Source organism: Herminiimonas aquatilis (genome assembly GCF_042665175.1).
GTDB classification, from domain to species: Bacteria; Pseudomonadota; Gammaproteobacteria; order Burkholderiales; family Burkholderiaceae_D; genus Oxalicibacterium; species Oxalicibacterium aquatilis.
This window is the reverse complement of the sequence record NZ_JBHTCC010000002.1, coordinates 422460-445792: the sequence shown is the minus strand read 5'-3', so window position 1 is coordinate 445792 and position 23333 is coordinate 422460. Positions and strand designations below refer to the sequence as shown.

Here is a 23333-nt window from a genome sequence, read left to right as displayed (position 1 = left end):
ACTTGTTCAATCAACCGCGTGCGATCTTCAATCCCAGTTGCAGCATTGCATCCCAGGCATCACCAGAAAACTTCTTGGCGCGTAAACCTTTTACCATCTTATCGATTTGTGCCGCTTCCTGCAGCGCGCTTTCCAGTGTCGCTAATTTTAGTCTGCGCAATGCCGGCTCTATCAAGCGTTCACGCGGACCCCAGATCCGATGTTCTTTTGTTAACTGGCTTAATGGGCGGCCTTGTGCCATCCCGGATTTTAATTTCAGCAAGGTGCGAATTTCTTCCGCAACGGCCCACAACACCAGCGGTAATGCCTCGCCTTCACCTTGCAGACCTTCCAACATACGCACCAGTCTTGCAGTATCGCCGCTCAACATTGCTTCATTCAGCTTGAATACATCGTAGCGCGCGACATTGAGAACGGCGTCATGGATTTGTTCGAAGCTCAGCGCACCTTCAGGATAAAGCAGTGCCAGCTTTTGTATTTCTTGATGCGCGGCCAGCAGATTGCCTTCGACACGCTCCGCAATGAAGTCCAGGCATTCGCGGTTCGCACTTTGGCGCTGCGCTGCCAGACGCATGCCCAGCCAAGCCGGTAATTGCGCACGCTCGACCAGCGGGATGTCGATGAAGACGCTGGCTTGCTGCAAGCTGGCAACCCACACCGCTTTTTGTGTGGCCCAGTCCAGCTTGGGCAAAGTAATCAGGGTGACGTTGTCGGGACTAAGCGACGCAGAATAATCCTGCAAGGCCTTGCCACCATCCTTGCCGGGTTTGCCGGTAGGGATACGCAGCTCTATCAACTTCTTGTCGCCAAATAGCGATTGCGATTGATTGGCTGACAGCAGTTCGCCCCATTTAAAGCTGCGATCGACGACTAGTACTTCGCGTTCGGAAAATCCTTGCGCGCGCGCTGTCTTGCGTATTTTGTCTGCAGCTTCCAGTGCCAGCAGATGTTCATCGCTCGTGATCACGTACAAGCCGGCTAGCGGCTTGCTCAAATGCGTGTCCAGAGCGTCGAAGCGCAGTTGCATTGTGGCGGCGCAGTCTTATTGCGGCGTCGCGCTGCTATCCACCGGCTTGATCGCTGCCATGCGGCGCAGAATCTGTTGCACGAGATCTGACTGCATGTCGCGATACAGCATCGCTTCTTCGGATTCTTTGGCCAGCACCTGGTTTTCGTTGTAGCTGATGTCGCGTTTCAAGACGATCTGTGTCGGCGCCAGCAACTCGACATTCTTGCTGTCGCGCACACGGATGTTGACGCGGTAGTACAGCACGTATTCGCGCACGCGACCCTGACTGTTAAGCGACAAAATCACCTTTTCACGTATTTCATTGGTGATATCGAGAGTCGCCTCCGCATCTTCCTGTCTATCCTTGATCTCGAGCTCGCCGCTGCCGCGTATATAGCGGCGCAACTCTATACCCAGCGCCGAGGTTTCCGGCACGGCCAGAAAAATCGATTTAAATGGCAGATTGCTGCCGAGGATAGAGCCGCGCAGCTTGAAACCGCATGCCGAAAGCATGACAGTCGAAGCCAGAGCGATACAGAGAAGACGGCGATTTTTTAGCATGGGTAATCCTGCGTGATTTTTACTTTAAACCAGTACTTCAAAATGAGCACTTCAACTAATACTTCAAAAGCGATGGCGTTACCTTGATTGCTCAATCCCATCAGCCATCACATTTACGAACAAATCAGGCAACGATGTTGACCAGCTTGCCAGGCACCACGATGATTTTCTTCGGTGTGCCTTCGATGAACTTCTGTACGGTTTCATTTGCCAGTGCGGCGGCCTCGATGCTGGCCTTGTCCGCGTCCTTCGCGACGATGATGCTACCGCGCAGTTTGCCGTTCACCTGAATCATCATTTCAATTTCCGCTTGTTCCAGTGCCGCTGCATCGACTTGAGGCCACGATGCGTCGAGTATATCGCCATGTACTTTTGCAAAGCCCAACTCTTGCCACAGCGCGTGCGTAATGTGTGGTGCGATCGGATTGAGTATGCGCAGGAAGATAGACAAGCCTTCGCTGATCACTGCATTCGATGCAGCAGAATCATCCAGCTTGGCAGCTTCCAGCGTATTCAACATTTTCATGCTGGCAGAAACGACGGTGTTGTATTGAATCCGTTTGAAATCGCTGTCGGCTTGCTGCAGAATTTTGTGCACTTCGCGACGCAAGGTTTTTTGCGCTTCGGTCAGCTTGCTCAAATCAATAGTCGTTGCTGCTGCAATGCGTGCCGATTGATTGTACGAATAAGCCCATACGCGACGCAGGAAACGATTCGCACCTTCGACGCCAGCGCCCGACCATTCCAGCGTCTGCTCTGGTGGCGATGCAAACATCGTGAACAGACGAGCGGTATCTGCACCGTACTGATCAATTTGCGCTTGTGGGTCAATGCCGTTGTTCTTCGACTTTGACATTTTTTCCGTGCCACCGATTGCAACCGGTTGACCATCGGTAGTGAGTTTTGCAGAAACGGGGCGACCTTTTTCATCCAGCTCAAGTTGTACGTCGGCCGGGTTGTACCAAGTTTTCTTGCCGTTGCTTTCTTCGCGATAGTAGGTTTCGTTCAGCACCATGCCCTGCGTCAGCAGATTGGTGAACGGCTCGTCGAATTTGATCAGGCCAAAGTCGCGCATGACCTTGGTCCAGAAGCGTGCGTACAGCAAATGCAGAACTGCATGTTCGATGCCACCGATATACTGATCCATCGGCATCCAGTAATCGTTGCGGCTGTCGACCATTGCATCGCTGCTGTTAGGCGAGCAATAGCGCATGTAATACCACGACGAGTCGACGAAGGTATCCATCGTATCGGTTTCGCGACGAGCAGGTTTGCCGCATTTCGGGCAATCACATTTAAGGAAGGCTTCGTGCTTGTTCAGTGGATTGCCGCTACCGTCCGGTACACAATCTTCCGGCAGGACGACCGGTAAATCTTTTTCCGGTACAGGTACCGCACCGCAATCGGCGCAGTTGATCATCGGGATCGGTGTGCCCCAGTAACGCTGACGCGAAATGCCCCAGTCGCGCAGGCGATAGGTGATTTTCTTTTCGCCGAGGCCGAGCTCTTCCAGATCAGCGGCGATCGTATCAACTGCCTGCTGATAATTTAGGCCATCGTACTTGCCGGAATTGATGCAGCGACCGTTTTCCTTGTCGGCATACCAGTCGTGCCAGCTGACGTCTGAAAAAGTTTTACCTTCCACATCGATGACCTGATGAATAGGCAATACGTATTTTTGTGCGAATGCGAAATCGCGCTCGTCATGCGCCGGCACGCCCATCACTGCGCCGTCGCCGTATGTGATCAACACGTAGTTGCCCACCCATACTTCGACCAGTGAGCCCGTCAATGGATGTTTGACGAAGAGGCCGGTCGGCATGCCTTTCTTTTCCATCGTCGCCATGTCTGCTTCAATCACGCTGCCGAGTTTGCATTCGGCGATGAAGTCGGCCAGCTCAGGATTCGATTTTGCTGCGAAAGTCGCCAATGCGTGTTCCGGCGCAACCGCGCAGAAAGTCACGCCCTTGATCGTGTCAGCACGCGTTGTGAAGACCCACAACTTGCCATCGTTGAGGAGTTTGTCGTCGTCTTTGATATCGTGCGTGAATGCGAACCGTACGCCTGTCGATTTGCCTATCCAGTTGGATTGCATGGTGCGCACGCGTTCCGGCCAGCCCGGCAATTTATTGTCGACGTGGTCCAGCAATTCTTCTGCGTAATCGGTGATGCGCGCGTAGTACATCGGGATTTCACGCTTCTCGATCAGCGCGCCTGAGCGCCAGCCGCGACCATCGATGACTTGTTCGTTGGCCAGAACTGTTTGATCGATGGGGTCCCAGTTTACGGTGCCGGTTTTTTTGTAGATGATGCCTTTTTCGAGCATCTTCAGGAACATCCATTGGTTCCATTTGTAATACTCAGGCTTGCACGCGGTCATTTCGCGCGACCAGTCGATCGCAAGGCCCATGGACGCCATTTGCGTCTTCATGTATTCGATGTTCGAATAAGTCCATTGCGCCGGCGGCACGTTATTCTGCATCGCTGCGTTTTCTGCCGGCATGCCGAAGGCATCCCAGCCCATAGGCATCAGCACGTTGTAGCCGTTCATGCGCAGATAGCGATACATCACGTCGTTGATCGTGTAATTGCGCACGTGACCCATGTGCAGCTTGCCGGATGGGTAAGGCAGCATCGAGCATGCGTAGAATTTTTTCTTGTCTTTGCCGTTTTTATCTTTGGCGTGTTCGACGGCTTTGTATGCGTCGATTGCCTGCCAATGGTCGTGCGCCGATTTTTCTACTTCGGCGGGGCTGTATTTATCTTGCATGACGGATGGAGCCAAAAGTGAGGGTGAATGTAGATACGAACCCATGATTATACTGGTTCGCCCACCCTGATGGCGTGTCGGTAGCGAGGCGATTGCAAGCCGGCCCTTGCTTGCCTCAGATGGGTTTCACTTTCACCAAGTTTCGGTGTTCACGCGAGTTTGAGTTCAAGCGCAGGATTTTCGCCATAATCGGCGTAGCGCTCGTTGATACCTTCTATGCAGAAGGTGACTTCTTCGAGGAGATCGGGGGCATTTTTACGCAGGATGTCTGCATGATCGACGACGATTTGCAGCTTCTCATTCGGTTTGAGAATGAATTTCGTCATGTTTTCTTCATCGCGCAAATAACTCAGGCAATCGACCCACGCATCCATGCTGCAGCCATAGAAATCGGGGAAGCCGAATACAGTCTTGCACGCGGTATGAAAAGTATTCCAGTCAGCGATGGTTTCGCCATTCAAATGTACGACAGCCATGAATTTACTTTTTTGTTGGTGGCGCCGAGGTCGGCACGTCAGTGACGAAACCCAACTTGGTCAAGCCATTGGTTTGCGCCGCGGCCATGACTTGCGCGATGACTTCGTAACGCGTGCCTTTATCGGCGCGCAATTGCAATTGCGGTTGGGGTTGCTGCTTGGATGCAATAACCAATCGACTATTTAGTGCTTCTTGCGTAATCGGATCGTTGTTCCAGAAAATCGCGCCTTCGCCATTGATGGAGAGGGAAATCGTGCTCGGTTCGGTAGGTGCAGGCGCAGATTGCGCAGCCGGCAAGTCGAGCTTGATTGCATGCGTGAAGAGTGGCGCAGTGATGATAAAAATCACCAGCAACACCAGCATCACGTCGACCATGGGCGTGACATTGATGTCGGCCATCGGTGCCGGCTGCTTGTTGTCGTTGAATCCGCCGAATGCCATGTTTTGTGTTCCTACGCCTTTTTGTCCATGTTCATTGGAAAGGGCAATGTCATTTGCCGACGCGTGTGCCAGTTGTCAGGTAGGCATGCAAGTCATGCGCAAATGCATCCAGTTCTGCCAGCGTGACGCGATTGACGCGGGTAAAGGCGTTGTAAGCCAGTACCGCGGGAATTGCCACTGCCAAGCCCAGCGCTGTCATGATCAGCGCTTCGCCAACCGGGCCGGCCACCTTGTCGATTTGTACCGTCCCAGATGCCGAGACGGCGACCAGTGCATGATAAATCCCCCACACCGTACCGAACAAACCGACGAAAGGCGCGGTAGAACCAACCGATGCCAGCAAGGTCAGTCCGCTTTCGAGCCGTGCTGAAACGCGATTGATCTCCTGACGCAGCGTGCGCGTGATCAATTCGCCCGGATCGGTATTGGCGTTGAGTGAGTTGGCGTGCGGTTTGATATTGGCGGCTTCGGCACTTTGTGCAGCCAGCGGCGTATAGACGTTTTCACTGTCAGCCAGCTTGATGGTGGCAATGGCATCGGTCAGTGTGGGCGCCTGCCAGAAACCTTCCAGCGCTGCGGCGCTGCGCCGTATGCGCCATGAACTCCAACCTTTGGACAGGATGTAGTACCAGCTGAGTATCGACATGATCAACAGCGCATAAGCGACGGCGTGCGAAACAGCATCACCTTGTGCCCAGTAATGGGCCAGACCCAATCCTTGTTCTGCAGTGGAGTTCATGATGTCGATCTGAGTAGGCTGGATGTAAGCTGGATTGATCGGTTAAAGCTTGCAGTGCTTGCGGTTCTGTTGCCTGAGCTGTGGCCTCTTAAATTGCGCGCAGGCCCAATACGTCCTGCATGTCGAACAAGCCGGTTTTTTTAGTTGCCAGAAAGCGTGCGGCGCGCAAACTGCCATGCGCGTAGGTCACGCGACTCGACGATTTGTGTGAAATCTCGATGCGTTCGCCGATACCGGCAAACAGCACGGTGTGATCGCCGACGATGTCACCGCCACGTATGGTGGCAAAACCGATCGAAGACGGATCACGTTCGCCGGTCACGCCTTCGCGCGCCCATACGGCGACGTCGTTCAATTCCTTGCCCAAGGCGCCAGCAATGACTTCGCCCATTTTGATAGCGGTGCCGGATGGCGCATCGACTTTGTGGCGGTGGTGTGCCTCGATGATTTCGATATCGTAGCCTTCGGAAAAACTCTTGGCCGCCATTTCCAGCAGTTTCATGGTGACGTTGACGCCTACACTCATATTCGGCGCAAACATGATCGCGGTTTTTTCAGCTGCGGCGGCAATCGCGGCCTTCCCTGCAGCGTCGAAACCAGTCGTGCCTATGATCATCTTGATGCCGTGCGCCGCGCAATATTCAAGATGCTTGAGCGTACCTTCAGGACGCGTGAAGTCGATCAGGAAATCGGCATCGGCCAGGCCTTTGGCGAAGTCCGATTCGATCAACACGCCGGATGGCTTGCCGAGAAAAGCTGCGGCATCGGTGCCGACGGCAGGGGAGGCGGCGATATCCAGTGCGCCGGAAAGCGCCGCATCCGATGCTTCCAGGATGGCTTCGATCAACATGTGGCCCATGCGGCCGGACGCGCCTGCAACCGCGATTTTCATTTGATTCATGGCTAAATGGTGTTCAGTGTGTTCAGGGAATTATTTAACTTTTGCTTTGTCGGCAATGCGTTCCAGATAGTCTTTTTCTGTCGGCAGATCGCCGCCTTCAAAACTCGAGACCAGCTTGTCCTTGAAGAAAACTGTCACGCGGCTGGTGGTGATTTCGCCATTGCCTTTTTGCAGGCGGAAGGCGTAGTCCCAGCGATCGGCGTGAAACACATCGGTCAGCAAAGGTGTGCCAAGCAGGAATACGACCTGATCTTGCGTCATGCCGGGTTTCAGTTGTGCGACCATTTCTTGCGAAACGAAGTTGCCTTGCTGAATGTCAGGACGGTAAGGGCGGAAAATGCCGAGGAAGCGGTTTGCCTGCTTGGTTTGCACGCCCGTCGATGTGCCTGCGCGTGCGGTGACTGGCGCGGCAGCCGCTGCGACCGGCGCTTCTGGCGAAGCTTGCGTGGCGGCGGGAACGACTGGAGTCGCGCTTGCCGTGGCGGACGCAGGTGTATTCTTTTGTTCGGCGACTGGCGTTGCTGCAGGTGTTTGTGCAACCGGCGCGGCGGCTGGTTTGGCTTTTGCCGCAACGGGAGTTGGTTCTTCCATTAATGGGTTTTTCGATGCGCAACCCGTCATGGCAGTTGCCAGCAACAGACAAAATGCACCGGCGATAGCCGGGGTACGATTAAAATAAGAGGGCAGCATGTGCATATGAAGTCTCAAGGGATTGAGCAATTGTACGAAAACGCTATATGATAAGGCAGATATCCTTAATCTGAACAAAACATGCCCAACAATCCATCCGAGTTAAAAGCCAGCGGTCTGAAAGCGACGCTGCCCCGCCTGAAAATCCTCGATATTTTTCAAAATGCCGAAGTCCGTCATCTGAGCGCAGAAGACGTCTACAAGATGTTGTTGGCAGACAATCTCGATGTTGGTCTGGCAACCGTTTATCGCGTTCTGACGCAATTTGAGCAGGCCGGATTGCTTCAACGGAATCATTTTGAAACCGGTAAAGCGGTGTTTGAATTGAATGAAGGCTCACACCATGACCACCTTGTTTGCCTCGATTGCGGCAAGGTAGAGGAATTTTTTGATGCCGAAATCGAAAAACGCCAGGTAAAGATTGCGCATGAACGCGGCTTTGAGATCGCCGATCACGCATTGGCTTTATACGGTCACTGCAAGGATTGCCGCAAACCCAAGAAATAAATTGCGACGACGTTAATGTCGGCCGCATTTGAAAAAACGCCATGCACTTGTTATCGAGTGCATGGCGTTTTTAATTGGGGGCGGCCGATGTAACTTCAGGCGGGTATCAAGAGTGCATTCAAGTGTGTATATGGCTAAGCGCATTCGAAAGCAGTTTGGCAGTGATGTCGACGATTGGAATCACGCGTTCATACGCCATGCGGGTCGGCCCGATCACCCCCAGCGTCCCGACCACCTTGCCGTTGACCGTGTAAGGTGAAGTCACCACGCTCATCTGGTCCATGGGCACTAGATTCGATTCCCCGCCGATGAAAATCTGTACACCCGTGGCCTTGTTTGATACATCCAGCAATTGCATGAGGCTGGTTTTCTGTTCAAACAGATCGAATAATTTGCGTAGCGAAACCATGTTTGAGGACAGATCGGTCACGCTGAGCAAATTGCGTTCGCCCGAGATCACTACGTCGTCGCTGTTGTCATTCATCGCATCGCTGCCTGCTTCAACGGCGGCCTGCATCAGGCGCGTCATATCGTCGCGCAATTGCTTCAATTCGCTTTGTAACCGTATCCTGACTTCTTCAAAGCTCAGTCCGCCGTAATTCTGATTGATGTAGTTCGCTGCCTGCACCAGTTGCGATGGCGAATAATCGACATCGGTCAACAGCAAGCGGTTTTGTACATCGCCGGTGGGGCCGACGATGACCAGCAAGATGCGTTTTTCCGACAGACGTAAAAAATCGATTTGCTGGAACACCGATTCGCGACGCGGAGTTAAGACAATGCCGGCGAATTCGGACAGCGAAGATAAAATTTGCGCCGCATTCGAGATGATTTTGTGCGAAGAACCGCTTTGCAGTGTGGCCTGCAGCTTTGATTCCAGGCCGCTTTCATCGATAGTCTGCACCGTCAGCAGGGTGTCAACGAAGACGCGGTAGCCGCGTGGCGTCGGTACCCGGCCAGCCGAAGTATGCGGGCTGGCAACGAAACCCATTTCTTCCAGGTCGGCCATGATGTTGCGTATGGTGGCAGGCGACAGGTCCAGCCCGGAAATTTTTGAAAGTTCGCGCGAGCCGACAGGCTGGCCGTCCGCTATATAGCGTTCGACCAGGGCTTTCAGCAGGGTTTGAGCGCGGTTATCGAGTTGCATGATGATCGTATTGTAATGAGTGGCGGTGCGGGACGGCAAGCGTGCAGCCTACACGAGATACCTGCGTTCGCCCTTATTTATATCTGCTGTTAATTTTGCATGTTGTGACTGAATCGGGAGGCTCAGGCTGGTATTAAGCGCATTATGCGCGCTTCAGCCAGGCGTTGAGTTCGTGCAACGTGGTCAAGCTGGCTGCCGGCACAATATAATCTGGCAATGTGCGTTGAAAACGATTCATCCACACCGCTTGCAAACCGGCATTTTGCGCGCCTTGAATATCCAGCACGGGGTCGTCGCCGACGTATACTGCTTCATGCGGGGCGATCGCGAGCGCATCGCAAGCAGCAAGGAAAATTTCCGGATTGGGTTTGGCGCTGCCAAATTGATGTGCCGCAATTGATGTTTGAAAATGTTGGTCTATGCCTATCGCAGCCAGATCCGCGAATCCATTTGAAATCGACCCCACCATGTATTGCCCGCTCAAACTTGCCAGGCCGGGTACGACATCGTCGAACAGTGTCACGGCATTGCGCGCTTCGGAAAAGACAGCCATCGCCTGATCCACCAGTTCCTTGTTTTCACTGGTGAGGTGGCAGGCATGCGTCAACGCGGCATGACGCAAGGCCCATACATTGAATTGATATTCCGGCTTGGTCGGCAATAATTCCATGCGCAGTTCGCGCAGTTCATCATTGCTGAAGCGCTGCACGACACCCGGAATATGCTCGGTCAGCCAGTCGTATAGCGTGGCTTCGGCCTTGACCAGCGTGGGTACCAGCGGCCATAAGGTATCGTCCAGATCGAATAAAACGGCTTTGACAGGGGAAGACTTCATGCGGGGAGGATCCGATTCTGCAGATGATTTTGCCATGGTGTTTAAAATTTATTCCTGCTCATGCGGCATCGCATAGTGCAAGATAAAGAGGAATTATGGTCTAATCTGCAGCATGTTGCCTACCTCACATCCCTATACAGCCTCGTCGTTCCAGACCATTGCGATTTTCGCCAAGCAAAAAGCGGGTGAGACCGCGCATTCGGTTGACGATATTGCACACTCATTGACCCAGATTGCCGATTTCCTGAAGGAAACCGGCCGCCGCGTGGTGTTCGGTACGCAGACTGCCGATCGCTTCCATCTCGATCGCTATGAATCGATGGACCTGATCGACATTGGCGAGCTCGCCGATGTGGCGATCATCGTCGGTGGCGACGGCACCATGCTCGGTATTGCGCGCCAATTGGCGCCTTACCATGTACCCATGATAGGGATTAATCAGGGCAGGCTCGGTTTCATGACCGACATCTCGCTCGATGACATGATGCCGCTATTACAAGAGATGTTGAACGGCAAGGTCACCTCCGAAAAACGCAGTCTGCTGCAAGGCACGCTAGAGCGTGATGGTTCCGTCATGCATCACACGCTGGCCTTGAACGATGTCGTACTATCGCGCGGTTCGGGTTCCGGCATGGTCGAGCTGTGCGTGCATGTCGACGGACACTATATGTATAACCAACGCTCCGATGGTTTGATTGTTGCGACGCCGACCGGCTCAACGGCCTATTCTTTATCTGCCGGCGGCCCTTTGCTGCATCCTAGTCTGTCCGGCATCGTGCTGGTGCCGATTGCCCCGCACGCATTGTCGAATCGACCTATCGTTGTGTCTGAATCCAGTGAAATCGTGATCGAGGTCGTCGGTGGTCGTGACAGCAACGTTAATTTTGACATGCAATCGGTGGCGCGCCTGCAGCACGGCGATCGCATCATTGTGAAAAGTGCCGAGGATACGATTACCTTCCTGCATCCTGAAGGGTGGAGTTATTACGATACCTTACGCGAGAAATTGCACTGGAACGAATATCCGTCGGTGCACGGACGATTAAAATAATTGGCAGGACCAGAGCCCGCGTGCATCTGGTCTTTTGCAGCCTCGTTTGAGTTATATTTAGCCACTGTTACGCCGGTCCAAATCTAATTTTCACTTGCTGCGTTGCTCGCAGCAAGATCGAACTACTCGGGAAGAATCCACTCCACATGTTGCGCACGCTTTCCATCCGCGATTTCGTGATCGTCGAAGCGATCGAACTTGAGTTCTCATCAGGCTTCTCGGTATTTACCGGTGAAACGGGTGCGGGCAAATCGATCCTGATCGACGCCTTGGCCTTGGCCCTGGGCGGGCGCGGCGACGCCAGCGTTGTCCGCGAAGGCGCACCTAAGGCGGACATTACGGCTGAATTTTCTGCCTGCCCTGAACTCGATGCCTGGCTCGCCGAAAATGAATGTGCTAATGAAGAGGGCGGCGCTTTGCTGCGTCGTGTGATCGATAATGCAGGGCGCTCCAAAGCCTTCATCAATGGCATCGCCGCGACCGCAACGCAGTTGCGCGAGCTGGGTGAAAAACTGGTCGATATCCACGGCCAGCATGCACATCAGTCGCTGCTGAAGCAGGATGCGCAACGTGTATTGCTGGATAACCAAGCCGGTTTGCAGGATGAGGTGAAAGCCGTTGCCACCGCGTATAAAACCTGGCGCGCACTTGCAAGGCAACGCGAAGAATTCGAAACCAATGCCAAGAATGTGTTGCTGGAACGTGAACGCCTTGAATGGCAAGTCGGCGAACTGGAAAAACTGTCGGTCAAACCCGGCGAATGGGCTGACATCAGCAATGAACACAGCCGCCTGTCACATGCGGCCAGTTTGATCGAAGGTGCGCAAGATGCGCTGACCCTGATATCCGAATCGGATTCAGTACCGATGTTGTCGCAACTGGCCTCACTCAATATCCGTATCGGAAAACTGGTCGATCTCGACGCCGGTTTGCAACCGGTACTGGATGCGCTGGAACCTGCGCGCATTCAATTGCAGGAAGCTGTCTACGCATTGAATGATTATTTGAGCCGTGTTGAACTGGACCCGGCGCGTTTGCGCGAAGTGGAAACGCGTCTGGAAAACATCCATTCCGCTTCCCGCAAGTTCCATGTGGCTGCAGATGACTTGCCGCAGGAACTGGAAACCTTGTCTGCGCAACTGAAGCAACTGGCCGACGCCAGCGATCTTGACGCCTTGCGTGCACAGGAAGAAAAATTGAAAGTCGCCTATGTGGCTGCGGCGCAAAAACTATCCAAGGCGCGTGCCAAGGCCGCCAAAGCATTGAGCGATGCAGTGACTGTCGCAATGCAGGAACTTAGTATGACAGGCGGCAAATTCGCGATTGCCCTGCAGCCTTGCGAACCGGCGTCCTACGGTATGGAGCAAATCGAATTCATGGTTGCCGCCCATGCCGGCACGACACCGCGCCCGCTCGCTAAAGTTGCTTCGGGTGGTGAGCTGGCGCGGATCGCATTGGCGATTTCCGTCATCACATCGAGTGCCACCGCGACGCCGACGCTGATTTTCGATGAGGTCGATAGCGGCATCGGTGGCGGCGTGGCCGAAGTGGTCGGCCGCCTGCTGCGCAAGCTGGGGCAGGACCGACAAGTTTTGTGTGTCACGCATTTGCCGCAAGTCGCCAGTCAGGCCAATCAACATTTTCAAGTCAGCAAGCAAAGTCACAACGGCAAAACTTTATCGTCTATCGATGCGCTCGACGATCACGCCCGCGTGGAAGAAATCGCGCGCATGCTAGGCGGACTGGAAATCACCGCGACCACGCGCTCGCATGCCCGTGAGTTGCTGGCTACGTGAACCACCACTGTTTCGCCCCAGCGGGTCCCTTGCATCACTAATTACATTCCAGGTCCCCATGTCATATAGAACTGAACCGCCGTACTCCCATGGCAGCGTGCCAAAAACGGCCGTGGTGCTGATCAATCTCGGTACGCCAAATGCGCCGACAGCGTCGGCGGTGCGGCCGTATTTAAGGGAGTTTCTGTCCGATCCGCGGGTCGTGGAAATTCCGCGTGCGATCTGGTGGTTCATTCTGAACCTGATCATTTTGCCGTTTCGTTCCGGCAAGTCGGCTAAAAAATACGCATCGATCTGGACCAATGAGGGCTCACCGCTCAAAGTGCATACCGAAAAACAGGCGAAGCTGCTGAGAGGTTATCTGGGCGCGCGCGGTCACGAGGTGCGGGTCGAATATGCAATGCGTTACGGTAGCCCGTCGGTGCCGCAAGTGTTACGTCAGTTGAAGGCGGACGGTTGTGAACGTATTCTGGTATTGCCCGCCTATCCGCAGTATTCGGCGACCACCACGGCATCGATTTTCGACGCAATATTCAAGCATTATGCGCAAGAGCGCAATGTACCTGAGTTACGGTTCATCAAGCATTACCATGACCACGACGCCTATATCCGTGCTTTGCAAAAGTCAGTGCTTGCTCACTGGGATATGTCTGGGCGTCCGGACAAGCTGGTCATGAGTTTTCACGGTGTGCCGAAGCGTACCTTGCTGCTTGGCGATCCCTATCACTGCGAATGCCACAAGACCGCGCGTTTGCTGGCGAAGGAACTGGGTTTGACCCAGGATCAATATCTGGTGACGTTCCAGTCGCGCTTCGGCAAGGCAGAATGGCTGCAACCGTATACCGCGCCTACCGTAAAAAAACTGGCGCAGGAAGGCGTTCAACGCATAGACGTGATTTGCCCGGGCTTCACCAGCGATTGCCTGGAAACGCTGGAGGAAATCGCGATGGAAGTGCGCCACGATTTTCTGCAGGCCGGCGGCAAGGACTTTAATTACATTGCTTGCCTGAATGAAGACGACGCCTGGATCAAGGCACTGTCGCAGATTGCGGAATTGCACATGATAGGCTGGCCGACGATTTTATCGCCAGCTATGCGCGCGGAGCGCGAAGCGCAGGCGCAGATTTCCAAAGCAGACGCCATGCGGCTGGGTGCGTCAGAATAGCGTTTGAAGGCCGGATTGTCTGCAGCTTGGCAGCAATTCTGCACACAAGGTCTAGGTATGAGTGGAAAAAACGGCAGTTGCCAGCGCAAAACTACTGTTGTGAAAGTAGGCTCTGTTCACCTGAGCTGTGATTATCTGCTCCGCTTTTACAGGTTGGTATAGCAGATGATGGCAACTGCAATTGCGGTATAGGCAATGATCGACACGGAAATAAGCGGCAGTTTCACGATACGTTCCTCAGGCTACGACGACGTAAACACCTCTTTCTACCTATAGCCTAGCTCCCGTGCAGCAAAATACCATCCCATGGATAGGTGATTTTTGTAATAAGCCGCTCGTAACGCGCTTATAAGCGGGATATCATCGCCGCTTTATGCATTTATGCACATTTCTCAAAAATACCCCTTGAAATAGTAAGGGATAGCCTCATGTGTTGTGTCGCATTGACAATTTTTGTCATAACTCATTGATTGTTGGAGATTTTTTCATGCAAGACCAGGATAAATACGCCGAGCAAGCCGCTTCGATAGATCAGCCTGCGGCGCCGGAAACCGCGTCCCCTGCGCAGACGCTGGAAGAGCAACTCGCAGCTTCGCAGCAATTGGTGCAGGAATTGCAGGATTCATTCTTGCGTGCCAAGGCCGAAGTCGAGAATTTCCGTCGTCGCGCGCAGGAAGACGTGACCCGAGCGCACAAGTTTGCGATTGAAGGTTTTGCCGAAGCGCTGGTGCCGGTAAAAGACAGCCTGGAAATGGCTTTGCAAGTTGAAACACCGTCTATCGAATCCTTGAAGGAAGGCGTCGAAATGACCTTGAAGCAGTTGAGCGCTGCCTTCGAAAAAAACCGTTTGCTGGAAATCAAGCCGCAGCAAGGCGACAAGCTGGACCCGATGAAGCATCAGGCGATTTCAATGGTGCCGGCAGATCAGGAAGCCAACACCATCGTCAGCACACTGCAAAAAGGCTATTTGATCGCTGATCGCCTGTTGCGACCGGCCTTGGTGACCGTGGCACAAGAAAAATAGCTTGAAAGCACGCATTCGCACCGCATATGAGACACATCAAATTTCGTAGTTAACCAATATTTCGTATTACAGACATTTAAGGGAAAGACCATCATGGGCAAAATAATCGGTATCGATTTGGGCACGACCAACTCCTGCGTAGCAATCATGGAAGGTGGCAAGCCTAAAGTCATCGAAAACTCGGAAGGTGCACGTACTACGCCATCCGTGATCGCATATCAGGAAGACGGCGAAATTCTCGTTGGCGCACCTGCCAAACGCCAGGCTGTCACCAATCCTAAAAACACGCTGTACGCAGTCAAGCGTTTGATCGGCCGTAAATTCGACGAAAAAGAAGTGCAGAAAGATATCGGCATGATGCCGTATCAAATCGTCAAAGCCGACAACGGCGATGCATGGATTTCGGTGCGCGACAAAAAACTCGCGGCACAGCAAATCTCTGCAGAAATCCTGCGCAAAATGAAAAAAACCGCTGAAGATTACCTCGGCGAAGAAGTGACTGAAGCAGTCATTACCGTTCCTGCGTACTTCAACGATGCACAACGTCAGGCAACCAAAGACGCTGGCCGTATCGCCGGTCTGGATGTCAAACGCATCATCAATGAGCCAACCGCGGCAGCGTTGGCGTTCGGCCTCGACAAGGGCGGCAAGGGCGATCGCAAGATTGCCGTGTACGATCTGGGCGGCGGTACCTTCGATATCTCGATTATCGAAATCGCTGACGTTGATGGCGAAATGCAATTTGAAGTCTTGTCGACCAATGGCGACACCTTCCTCGGCGGTGAAGATTTCGATCAACGCATCATCGATTACATCATTGACGAATTCAAAAAAATCAACGGTCTCGACCTGAGCAAAGACGCGATTGCACTGCAACGCATCAAGGCTTCGGCAGAACGCGCGAAGATCGAATTGTCGTCGTCGCAGCAAACCGAAATCAACGAACCGTACATCGCGATGGCGAATGGCGCACCTGTCCATTTGAACCTGAAAATCACGCGTGCCAAACTGGAATCGCTGGTTGAAGAACTGATCGCGAAAACCATCGAGCCATGCAAAATGGCGATCAAGGATGCTGGCGTCAAAGTATCGGACATCGACGACATCATTCTGGTTGGCGGCATGACCCGTATGCCTAAAGTGCAAGAGACAGTCAAAGACTTCTTTGGCAAGGAACCACGCAAAGACGTCAATCCTGATGAAGCGGTTGCAGTCGGTGCAGCGATTCAAGGTTCGGTCTTGTCCGGCGATCGTAAAGATCTGTTGTTGCTCGACGTTACACCACTGTCACTCGGTATCGAAACCCTGGGTGGCGTGATGACCAAGATGATTCAGAAAAACACCACGATCCCGACCAAGTTCTCGCAAGTATTCTCGACCGCTGACGACAATCAGCCTGCGGTAACCATCAAGGTTTACCAAGGTGAGCGCGAAATGGCAGTGGGCAACAAAGGCTTGGGCGAATTCAATCTGGAAGGTATTCCACCATCGGCACGCGGTACGCCGCAGATTGAAGTGACCTTCGACATCGACGCTAACGGTATCTTGCACGTCGGCGCGAAAGACAAGGCTACCGGCAAGGAAAACAAGATCACCATCAAGGCAAATTCAGGTTTGACCGAAGAAGAAATTCAAAAAATGGTGCAGGACGCCGAAGCCAATGCGGAAGAAGACAAACGTCTGAAAGAAGTCGCCGAAGCGCACAACCAAGGCGATGCACTGGTGCATTCGACCCGCAAATCGCTGGCAGAATACGGCGACAAACTGGAAACCGGCGAGAAGGAAAAAATCGAAGCAGCGATCAAGGATCTGGAAGACGCATTGAAAGGCAGCGACAAAGCCGCTATCGATGAAAAATCCGCAGCCTTGTCGGCAGCCGCGCAAAAACTCGGCGAGAAGATGTATGCCGACATGCAAGCGCAGCAAGCTGCCGGAGCAGGCGCTGCTGATGCAGGTGCCGATGCCGGTCATGCAGAAGCCAAGGCGCAGCAGGACGATGTCGTTGATGCTGACTTTAAAGAAGTAAAAGACAAATAATTGATTGGTCAAGCGGCCTGGATGTGAATGGCAAAGCTGCCTGGCACTTTAATTAATTGTGCGAAGTGCTGTGATTTGTTAATCGTCTGATGTCGTAAGACTCGCCGGGTTCAAGGTTGAAAAACCTCGACTCGGCGTTTTGCATAAATAAGTACATAAAGAAACAGGGTGCCTACAGATGGCAAAACGTGATTTTTACGAAATTCTTGGCTTGGCAAAGAATGCTTCCGATGAAGAAATCAAGAAGGCCTATCGCAAGCTGGCGATGAAGCATCATCCGGATCGCAATCCGGATAGCAAGGGTGCGGAAGACAAATTCAAAGAGGCCAAAGAAGCCTACGAAATGTTGTCTGATCCCCAGAAGCGCGATGCCTATGACCGTTACGGCCATGCCGGCGTAGACCCGAATATGGGTGGCGGAGGTGGGGGCGGCGGTTTTGCCGATGCCTTCGGTGACATTTTCGGTGACATTTTCGGTCAAGCCGGCGGCGGCCGTGGTGGTCGCGCCGGCCCGCAGGTTTATCGCGGTGCCGATCTGCGTTACAACCTCGAAATCACGCTCGAACAGGCCGCACACGGTTACGACACGACGATCCGTGTTCCTTCGTGGGATAGTTGCGAAACCTGTGACGGTAGTGGTGCCAAACCAGGCACGGCGCCTATCACATGCACGACTTGCGGTGGACATGGTCAAGTCAGAATGCAGCAAGGCTTCTTCAGCGTGCTGCAAACCTGTCCGAAATGTCACGGCAGCGGCAAGATTAATCCGTCACCTTGTACTGCATGTAGTGGCGCCGGCAAGATCAAGCGCAACAAAACGCTGGAAGTCAAAATTCCGTCCGGTATCGACGACGGCATGCGGATACGTTCATCTGGTAATGGCGAGCCTGGCATGAATGGCGGGCCGCCGGGCGATCTGTATGTGGAAATTCGCATCAAGCAACATCCGATGTTCCAGCGCGAAGGCGATGACTTGCATTGCGAAATTCCGATCTCCTTTGCAAAAGCGGCTTTGGGCGGTGAAATCGAAGTGCCGACCTTGAGCGGCAAGGCATCGTTCACGATTCCTGAAGGCACGCAGTCGGGCAAGACTTTCCGACTGCGCAGCAAAGGTATCAAGGGCGTGCGCTCCGGTTATGCCGGCGATCTGTTCTGTCACGTGGTGGTGGAAACGCCAGTCACGCTGACCGAAAGACAAAAGGAATTGCTGCGCGAGTTTGAAGAGCTGACGATAGAAGGCGGCTCGAAACACAGCCCGCAAACCAAGTCATGGAAAGACAAGGTCAAGGAATTCTTCGAATAAGCATTCCAGCCTTACTATATGTCTACCCCATGCCGGCCGAGAAATCGACCGGCATTTTTTCTGGTTGATCCCGTTGCCACAAGCTTCTATGCTGGTATACAAAAATCACTGGAGACGCCATGCAAACCTTCAAGGCAATCGGCTGCATCCTCGCCGTATCTTGCGCGCTGAGCTTTGCCCACGCCGCATCTGCAGTCGAACTGGCTGGCATCAAGCTCGACGACAGCGTCAGGCTGGTGGACCAGAATCTCCGTTTGAATGGGGCCGGCATACGCCACAAAGTAGTGTTCAAGGTGTACGTAATTGGCTTGTATCTGACCGACAAGAAAACTACTGTGTCCGATGTACTGGCGGCTGCGGGCGCGCGCCGGGTCACGCTCGTTATGTTGCGCGACGTCGGTAGCGAGGAATTCGGCAAAGCCTTTGCTGTCGGCATTGAGCAGAATACCGATGCCGCCGAGCGCGTTACGCTGTCTGCACCGATGGCCAGGTTCAATGCCATGTTTACGTCTATTGCAGAGCTTAAACAGGGTGATGTGCTGAATCTCGACTGGGTACCCGGTAGCGGCATGGTGGTAATTCTGAACGGGAAGAAAATACTTGAGCCAATGAACGATGCGGCGTTTTACAACGCAGTGTTGCGCATCTGGCTGGGGAGCAAGCCGGTAGACGATAAACTCAAGCGTCAGTTGCTGTCGGAACCGTGAAGCGTACTTCCCGTTTGCGCTTGTGATGTCGCCATCAACGGAAAATCGCCGCCTGGTATGGGCGGCGTTTTTTTCATGAAATCGACTGAGCCTCATGCGACTCGTCGATTGATGATGATTCCGGATAAAATGGCGCCATTGCTGATGCGCCGCTTGCGTATCAGCCCGAAGCCGGATTGATTGAAATGACAGAAAAAAACAAAGAAGTACTCGCGCTGGAACAGCTGTTCCAGAAAAATCGTGCATGGGCAGCTGACAAGGTGGCGGAAGATCCGGACTTTTTCGTCAAGCTTGCATCCCAACAATCGCCTGAATACTTGTGGATAGGCTGCTCCGACAGCCGCGTACCGGCAAATGAAATAGTCGACCTGGCACCGGGCGAACTATTCGTGCACAGGAACATCGCCAATGTGGTTGCGCATTCCGATCTGAACTGTTTGTCGGTGCTGCAGTTCGCAATCGATGTATTGGGTGTCAAGCATGTGATCGTCTGCGGCCATTACGGCTGTTCCGGCGTGCATGCCGCGATGACCCGCCGCCGCGTAGGTTTGGCGGATAACTGGTTGCGTCATGTGCAGGATGTGCATCAAAAGTATGGCCGGTATCTGGGCGATGCCTTGCCGACGCAGGCGCAGCATGATCGTTTATGCGAATTGAATGTGATCGAACAGGTAGCCAATGTATGCCGCACGACCATCGTGCAGGATGCATGGGAGCGTGGGCAGGAACTGACTATCCACGGCTGGGTGTACGGCTTGAAGGATGGCTTGCTGGGCGATCTGGGCGTGACGATTGATTGTCCCGATGCGGCGGATGAAAAGTTGAAGAACAGCTTTGCGCGTTATGAAGCTGAAGTGACTGCGCATTCTGCATCCTGATTTTATTTAGGATCATAATCCGGTGACAGTACCGGACTGGAGACGTCATGAAATGGGAAGGTAATCGCGAAAGCGACAACGTAGAAGACAGGCGTGGCGGTGGCGGCGGTTTTGGCGGGCGTTCCATCGGTATCGGAACCATCGTTATTGCTTTGCTGGGTTCGTACTTTTTCGGCGTCAGTCCGGCGACCATTATCAGCTTGTTGAGTGGTGGTGGCGGTCAGATCACGCAGCAGGAGCCTGCACAACGTCCACCGGCGGATGATCCCATGGCGCGCTTTGTCGCCACGGTTTTGGCCGATACCGAAGATACCTGGGGCCCGATTTTCAGAGAGCAAGGTGCGATCTATATCAAGCCGAAACTGGTGTTGTTTACCGGCCAGACACCAACCGCTTGCGGTACCGGTGACACGGCATCCGGTCCGTTTTATTGCCCCGGCGATCAAAAGATTTATATAGATCTCGCGTTTTATCAAACCATGCGCGACCGCTTTCGGGTCTCCAGCGATTTTGCACAGGCTTACGTGATCGCGCATGAAGTCGGTCATCACGTGCAGCACATCAGCGGCATTACTGAAAAAGTCGAACAGGTACGTCGCAGCGGTACGCAAAAACAGGTGAATGCGATTTCGGTCAAACTGGAGCTGCAGGCGGATTGTTTTGCCGGTGTGTGGGCCTATCACGCTAATCAGGCGCGCAGCATTCTGGAAGACGGCGACGTAGAAAGTGCCTTGAAGGCAGCCAGCGCAATCGGTGATGACACCTTGCAGAAGCAGTCGCAAGGTCATGTTGTCCCTGATTCCTTTACTCATGGCACTTCGGCACAACGCGTGCGCTGGTTTCAGCGCGGAATTCAAGAAGGCGATTTGAATTCCTGCAATACCTTCGCTGCCAGACAGCTTTGATTTAGATTAATAAACGACATTTGATGATGATCGCGTGCCTGAAGAAGTGAACAGCAGGTCGCGTAGATTGAGCAGGAGAGAGTAAATGGAACATCCCGAATTGGCAGCACTGCGCATCGAGATCGACAAGATCGATGCACACCTTGTTGAGCTGTTAGCCCAGCGCTTCGACATTACCAATCAAGTTGGCGTGTTGAAGGCGCAAAAGAAATTGAGTGCAATTGATCCTGAACGTGAAGCACGTCAGGCACAACGCTATACCGAGCTGGCAAATGAATTCGGCGTCAAACCGGCGGTAGTGCAGAATCTGTTTCGCGGCATCATCGATGAAGTCGTCATCAATCACCGTGCAATTGCCGTGCAAACAGCATTTCAATAAAAATGCAGTAACGATTCAGAATCGTTGCTGCATAAAATTTCACTGACATTTTCAATGCTCGCTGCAGTCTTAGATATCAAGGACTGCAATGCCCCCATCAGTCGGTCATTTCAGAAGCAATGTTCCGGTGCCGGGAAAGTACCTTCCTTGACCTCGCGGATATACGCGCGCACTGCACCTTCTATGCTGGTCTGTCCCTCCATGAAGTTCTTCACGAAGCGCGCTTTTTTGCCAGGGAAGACGCCGATGAAATCATGCATCACCAATACCTGACCCGAACAATCCGGACCGGCACCTATTCCTATGGTTGGCATCGTCAATATATCCGTCACTTCCTTCCCCAGGCTTGCCGGGATTGCTTCCAGTATCAGCAAGGACGCACCGGCAGCTTGCAAGGCGAGCGCATCGTCTTTCAACTGTTTGGCCGCTTCCGCTGTTTTGCCTTGTACCTTGTAACCGCCGAAGCGATGCACCGATTGCGGCGTCAGGCCGAGATGCGCACAGACCGGGATTTCACGCTCAACTAGGAAGCGTACGGTATCGACTACCCATGCACCACCTTCAATCTTGACCATTTGTGCGCCAGCCTGTATCAGTTTCAGCGCGTTGGCGAAGGCTTGCTCGGGCGTCGCATACGTACCGAAAGGCATATCAGCCAACAATAGCGCAGTCTTGTTGCCGCGCGCCACGCTCGCAGTGTGATAGGCGACGTCATCTATGGTGACCGGCAAGGTTGAGTTATGTCCCTGACACACCATGCCGAGCGAATCGCCGACCAGCAGGGTCTCGACGCCACACATATCCATCAATGCGGCGAAGCTGGCATCGTAGGCGGTCAGCATGGTGATTTTCTCGCCCTTTTCGCGCAATGCAAACAGCGCAGGTACGGTGATGGCCTTGCTGCGGCCGGCGGATTCATTTTCCTGCAGATAGCTGGCCATACTTATTCTCCACGACTAAAAAATTCACGCTTGCCGCGCATGCTTGCAATGCGTGTCAACAAGAGTCCAAAGTCTTCGTCATTATCGATAGGGTTCAGATTTTCCGTATTGATGATCAGTAAAGGCGCAGCATCATAATCGTAGAAGAAGCGGCTATAACTTTCGCACAGACGCTGCATGTACGGCTCCGAAATGCCTGCTTCTATCGAGATGCCACGCTTACGAATGCGGTCGATCAGCGTCTCCGGCTCGGCTTGCAGATAAATCACAAGGTCAGGCAAGGGAGCCTGCGGACGCAAGTGATCGTATAGCTGTTGATACAGCGCTAACTCATCATCCCCTAGAGTCAGGCGGGCAAAAATGGGGTCTTTGTCCAACAAAAAATCAGACACGATGCGTGCGTCAAATAAATCTGGCTGGGCAAGTTCGCGCAATTGATTCATGCGCTGGAACAGGAAAAACATTTGTGTCGGCAGTGCGTAACGAGCGGCATCGCGATAGAACTTTTCCAGAAATGGATTTTCTTCCGGCATTTCCAGCAGGGTTTGTGCTCCTAATTGCGCTGCAAGCTTGCTGGCGAGGGTGGTCTTGCCGGCACCGATCGCACCTTCGACGACAACGTATTTGTATTTTTCAAAATCCATAATGATCTATCTGGCCTTGGTTAGCCGTGTTAGTGCAGCATGTCGAAATTTTCAGATTCATGCGCGGAAAATAAAATAAACCGCACCCACTAGGCAGAGTGCTGCCCATACATAATCAAGTTTGAACGGTTGGTCCATGAAAATGATTGCGAACGGGACGAACACCGTGAGTGTAATCGCTTCTTGCATAATTTTCAGTTGGGCCAGACTGAACTGTGTATAGCCGATGCGGTTGGCCGGTACCTGCAACAGGTATTCAAACAGCGCAATACCCCAGCTGATCAGAGCGGCGATCCACCACGGTTTTGACGACAAGCCTTTCAAATGTCCATACCAGGCAATGGTCATGAAGACATTGGATAACGTCAGCAAGCCGACGGTTTGAACGATGACGGGAATTTGCATGGCGTCTCAATAAGGGACTAG

24 protein-coding genes are annotated in these 23333 nt (G+C 53.2%); 11 read left to right on the top strand and 13 right to left on the bottom strand.

What is annotated here, in order from left to right; all coding sequences use genetic code 11:
* Positions 1 to 10: 10 nt before the first annotated feature.
* From holA to ACFQO0_RS11610, 8 genes are all read right to left on the bottom strand, one after another.
* On the bottom strand, positions 11 to 1027 hold the full coding sequence (holA, locus tag ACFQO0_RS11645; protein WP_382234791.1) for a DNA polymerase III subunit delta: 1017 nt from the start codon (positions 1025 to 1027) through the stop codon (positions 11 to 13).
* A 15-nt stretch (positions 1028 to 1042) separates the two neighbouring features.
* The gene (locus ACFQO0_RS11640; protein WP_382234789.1) at positions 1043 to 1570 is read right to left on the bottom strand and encodes an LPS-assembly lipoprotein LptE; all 528 of its coding nucleotides are present in this window, start codon (positions 1568 to 1570) and stop codon (positions 1043 to 1045) included.
* 124 nt (positions 1571 to 1694) lie between these two features.
* Entirely contained in the window at positions 1695 to 4340 is a 2646-nt protein-coding gene (gene leuS, locus ACFQO0_RS11635; RefSeq protein WP_382234787.1) for a leucine--tRNA ligase, read from the bottom strand.
* Between the two features lie 149 nt (positions 4341 to 4489).
* Entirely contained in the window at positions 4490 to 4816 is a 327-nt protein-coding gene (locus tag ACFQO0_RS11630) for a barstar family protein (protein WP_382234785.1), read from the bottom strand.
* Between the two features lie 4 nt (positions 4817 to 4820).
* The gene (locus ACFQO0_RS11625; protein WP_382234783.1) at positions 4821 to 5258 is read right to left on the bottom strand and encodes an ExbD/TolR family protein; all 438 of its coding nucleotides are present in this window, start codon (positions 5256 to 5258) and stop codon (positions 4821 to 4823) included.
* A 49-nt stretch (positions 5259 to 5307) separates the two neighbouring features.
* On the bottom strand, positions 5308 to 5997 hold the full coding sequence (locus ACFQO0_RS11620; RefSeq protein WP_382234781.1) for a MotA/TolQ/ExbB proton channel family protein: 690 nt from the start codon (positions 5995 to 5997) through the stop codon (positions 5308 to 5310).
* 88 nt (positions 5998 to 6085) lie between these two features.
* A complete protein-coding gene (dapB, locus tag ACFQO0_RS11615) occupies positions 6086 to 6898 on the bottom strand; it encodes a 4-hydroxy-tetrahydrodipicolinate reductase (protein WP_382234779.1) in 813 nt (270 codons plus the stop codon).
* A gap of 30 nt (positions 6899 to 6928) precedes the next feature.
* The gene (locus ACFQO0_RS11610; protein ID WP_382234777.1) at positions 6929 to 7588 is read right to left on the bottom strand and encodes an outer membrane protein assembly factor BamE; all 660 of its coding nucleotides are present in this window, start codon (positions 7586 to 7588) and stop codon (positions 6929 to 6931) included.
* An 81-nt stretch (positions 7589 to 7669) separates the two neighbouring features.
* Between ACFQO0_RS11610 and fur the strand changes: the two genes are divergently transcribed.
* Positions 7670 to 8095, top strand: coding sequence for a ferric iron uptake transcriptional regulator (gene fur, locus ACFQO0_RS11605; RefSeq protein ID WP_382234775.1), 426 nt, complete (start codon positions 7670 to 7672; stop codon positions 8093 to 8095).
* A 118-nt stretch (positions 8096 to 8213) separates the two neighbouring features.
* Here the strand turns inward: fur and hrcA are convergent, their stop codons facing one another.
* Together hrcA and ACFQO0_RS11595 are read right to left on the bottom strand one after the other, a co-directional pair.
* Entirely contained in the window at positions 8214 to 9242 is a 1029-nt protein-coding gene (gene hrcA / locus ACFQO0_RS11600; protein ID WP_382234773.1) for a heat-inducible transcriptional repressor HrcA, read from the bottom strand.
* A gap of 142 nt (positions 9243 to 9384) precedes the next feature.
* Complete coding sequence (locus ACFQO0_RS11595) at positions 9385 to 10077, bottom strand: HAD family hydrolase (RefSeq protein WP_382234771.1); 693 nt, start codon at positions 10075 to 10077, stop codon at positions 9385 to 9387.
* A gap of 112 nt (positions 10078 to 10189) precedes the next feature.
* Here ACFQO0_RS11595 and ACFQO0_RS11590 point away from each other — a divergent pair, with 112 nt between their 5' ends.
* From ACFQO0_RS11590 to ACFQO0_RS11545, 10 genes are all read left to right on the top strand, one after another.
* Complete coding sequence (locus ACFQO0_RS11590) at positions 10190 to 11128, top strand: NAD kinase (protein ID WP_382234769.1); 939 nt, start codon at positions 10190 to 10192, stop codon at positions 11126 to 11128.
* Between the two features lie 146 nt (positions 11129 to 11274).
* Positions 11275 to 12924 carry a DNA repair protein RecN gene (gene recN / locus ACFQO0_RS11585; protein ID WP_382234767.1) on the top strand — a complete coding sequence of 550 codons (1650 nt, stop codon included), beginning with the start codon at positions 11275 to 11277 and terminating at the stop codon, positions 12922 to 12924.
* 58 nt (positions 12925 to 12982) lie between these two features.
* Positions 12983 to 14089: a ferrochelatase gene (hemH, locus tag ACFQO0_RS11580; RefSeq protein ID WP_382234765.1), complete on the top strand. Its 1107-nt coding sequence runs from the start codon at positions 12983 to 12985 to the stop codon at positions 14087 to 14089.
* Between the two features lie 487 nt (positions 14090 to 14576).
* Positions 14577 to 15113, top strand: coding sequence for a nucleotide exchange factor GrpE (gene grpE, locus ACFQO0_RS11575; RefSeq protein WP_382234763.1), 537 nt, complete (start codon positions 14577 to 14579; stop codon positions 15111 to 15113).
* Positions 15114 to 15206: 93 nt separating this feature from the next.
* The gene (gene dnaK / locus ACFQO0_RS11570; protein ID WP_382234761.1) at positions 15207 to 17150 is read left to right on the top strand and encodes a molecular chaperone DnaK; all 1944 of its coding nucleotides are present in this window, start codon (positions 15207 to 15209) and stop codon (positions 17148 to 17150) included.
* Between the two features lie 178 nt (positions 17151 to 17328).
* Positions 17329 to 18453 carry a molecular chaperone DnaJ gene (dnaJ, locus tag ACFQO0_RS11565; protein WP_382234759.1) on the top strand — a complete coding sequence of 375 codons (1125 nt, stop codon included), beginning with the start codon at positions 17329 to 17331 and terminating at the stop codon, positions 18451 to 18453.
* 119 nt (positions 18454 to 18572) lie between these two features.
* Complete coding sequence (locus tag ACFQO0_RS11560; RefSeq protein ID WP_382234757.1) at positions 18573 to 19160, top strand: chalcone isomerase family protein; 588 nt, start codon at positions 18573 to 18575, stop codon at positions 19158 to 19160.
* Between the two features lie 185 nt (positions 19161 to 19345).
* Entirely contained in the window at positions 19346 to 20038 is a 693-nt protein-coding gene (gene can / locus ACFQO0_RS11555; protein ID WP_382234756.1) for a carbonate dehydratase, read from the top strand.
* Positions 20039 to 20085: 47 nt separating this feature from the next.
* Positions 20086 to 20943, top strand: a complete 858-nt coding sequence (ypfJ, locus tag ACFQO0_RS11550) for a KPN_02809 family neutral zinc metallopeptidase (protein WP_382234754.1) — start codon at positions 20086 to 20088, stop codon at positions 20941 to 20943.
* An 85-nt stretch (positions 20944 to 21028) separates the two neighbouring features.
* Positions 21029 to 21322 carry a chorismate mutase gene (locus ACFQO0_RS11545; protein WP_382234752.1) on the top strand — a complete coding sequence of 98 codons (294 nt, stop codon included), beginning with the start codon at positions 21029 to 21031 and terminating at the stop codon, positions 21320 to 21322.
* Positions 21323 to 21432: 110 nt separating this feature from the next.
* On the opposite strand, the gene panB is transcribed toward ACFQO0_RS11545, so the two are convergent.
* Genes panB through ACFQO0_RS11530 form a run of 3 tightly spaced genes read right to left on the bottom strand, consistent with a single transcriptional unit; the run spans position 21433 to position 23312 of the window.
* Entirely contained in the window at positions 21433 to 22263 is an 831-nt protein-coding gene (panB, locus tag ACFQO0_RS11540) for a 3-methyl-2-oxobutanoate hydroxymethyltransferase (protein ID WP_382234750.1), read from the bottom strand.
* 2 nt (positions 22264 to 22265) lie between these two features.
* Positions 22266 to 22907, bottom strand: coding sequence for a deoxynucleoside kinase (locus ACFQO0_RS11535; RefSeq protein WP_382234748.1), 642 nt, complete (start codon positions 22905 to 22907; stop codon positions 22266 to 22268).
* A gap of 57 nt (positions 22908 to 22964) precedes the next feature.
* Positions 22965 to 23312, bottom strand: coding sequence for a DMT family protein (locus tag ACFQO0_RS11530; protein WP_382234746.1), 348 nt, complete (start codon positions 23310 to 23312; stop codon positions 22965 to 22967).
* Positions 23313 to 23333: the final 21 nt, after the last annotated feature.

Bases quoted from the DNA above. Each gene is read 5' to 3' on its own strand.
- ACFQO0_RS11590 (WP_382234769.1), top strand. From the start codon at position 10,190: ATGTTGCCTACCTCACATCCCTATACAGCCTCGTCGTTCCAGACCATT.
- grpE (WP_382234763.1), top strand. From the start codon at position 14,577: ATGCAAGACCAGGATAAATACGCCGAGCAAGCCGCTTCGATAGATCAG.
- hrcA (WP_382234773.1), bottom strand. From the start codon at position 9,242: ATGCAACTCGATAACCGCGCTCAAACCCTGCTGAAAGCCCTGGTCGAA.
- holA (WP_382234791.1), bottom strand. From the start codon at position 1,027: ATGCAACTGCGCTTCGACGCTCTGGACACGCATTTGAGCAAGCCGCTA.
- ACFQO0_RS11610 (WP_382234777.1), bottom strand. From the start codon at position 7,588: ATGCTGCCCTCTTATTTTAATCGTACCCCGGCTATCGCCGGTGCATTT.
- dnaK (WP_382234761.1), top strand. From the start codon at position 15,207: ATGGGCAAAATAATCGGTATCGATTTGGGCACGACCAACTCCTGCGTA.
- ACFQO0_RS11640 (WP_382234789.1), bottom strand. From the start codon at position 1,570: ATGCTAAAAAATCGCCGTCTTCTCTGTATCGCTCTGGCTTCGACTGTC.
- ACFQO0_RS11625 (WP_382234783.1), bottom strand. From the start codon at position 5,258: ATGGCATTCGGCGGATTCAACGACAACAAGCAGCCGGCACCGATGGCC.
- fur (WP_382234775.1), top strand. From the start codon at position 7,670: ATGCCCAACAATCCATCCGAGTTAAAAGCCAGCGGTCTGAAAGCGACG.
- recN (WP_382234767.1), top strand. From the start codon at position 11,275: ATGTTGCGCACGCTTTCCATCCGCGATTTCGTGATCGTCGAAGCGATC.
- can (WP_382234756.1), top strand. From the start codon at position 19,346: ATGACAGAAAAAAACAAAGAAGTACTCGCGCTGGAACAGCTGTTCCAG.
- leuS (WP_382234787.1), bottom strand. From the start codon at position 4,340: ATGCAAGATAAATACAGCCCCGCCGAAGTAGAAAAATCGGCGCACGAC.
- panB (WP_382234750.1), bottom strand. From the start codon at position 22,263: ATGGCCAGCTATCTGCAGGAAAATGAATCCGCCGGCCGCAGCAAGGCC.
- hemH (WP_382234765.1), top strand. From the start codon at position 12,983: ATGTCATATAGAACTGAACCGCCGTACTCCCATGGCAGCGTGCCAAAA.
- dnaJ (WP_382234759.1), top strand. From the start codon at position 17,329: ATGGCAAAACGTGATTTTTACGAAATTCTTGGCTTGGCAAAGAATGCT.
- ACFQO0_RS11535 (WP_382234748.1), bottom strand. From the start codon at position 22,907: ATGGATTTTGAAAAATACAAATACGTTGTCGTCGAAGGTGCGATCGGT.
- ACFQO0_RS11530 (WP_382234746.1), bottom strand. From the start codon at position 23,312: ATGCAAATTCCCGTCATCGTTCAAACCGTCGGCTTGCTGACGTTATCC.
- ACFQO0_RS11620 (WP_382234781.1), bottom strand. From the start codon at position 5,997: ATGAACTCCACTGCAGAACAAGGATTGGGTCTGGCCCATTACTGGGCA.
- ACFQO0_RS11545 (WP_382234752.1), top strand. From the start codon at position 21,029: ATGGAACATCCCGAATTGGCAGCACTGCGCATCGAGATCGACAAGATC.
- dapB (WP_382234779.1), bottom strand. From the start codon at position 6,898: ATGAATCAAATGAAAATCGCGGTTGCAGGCGCGTCCGGCCGCATGGGC.
- ypfJ (WP_382234754.1), top strand. From the start codon at position 20,086: ATGAAATGGGAAGGTAATCGCGAAAGCGACAACGTAGAAGACAGGCGT.
- ACFQO0_RS11560 (WP_382234757.1), top strand. From the start codon at position 18,573: ATGCAAACCTTCAAGGCAATCGGCTGCATCCTCGCCGTATCTTGCGCG.
- ACFQO0_RS11630 (WP_382234785.1), bottom strand. From the start codon at position 4,816: ATGGCTGTCGTACATTTGAATGGCGAAACCATCGCTGACTGGAATACT.
- ACFQO0_RS11595 (WP_382234771.1), bottom strand. From the start codon at position 10,077: ATGAAGTCTTCCCCTGTCAAAGCCGTTTTATTCGATCTGGACGATACC.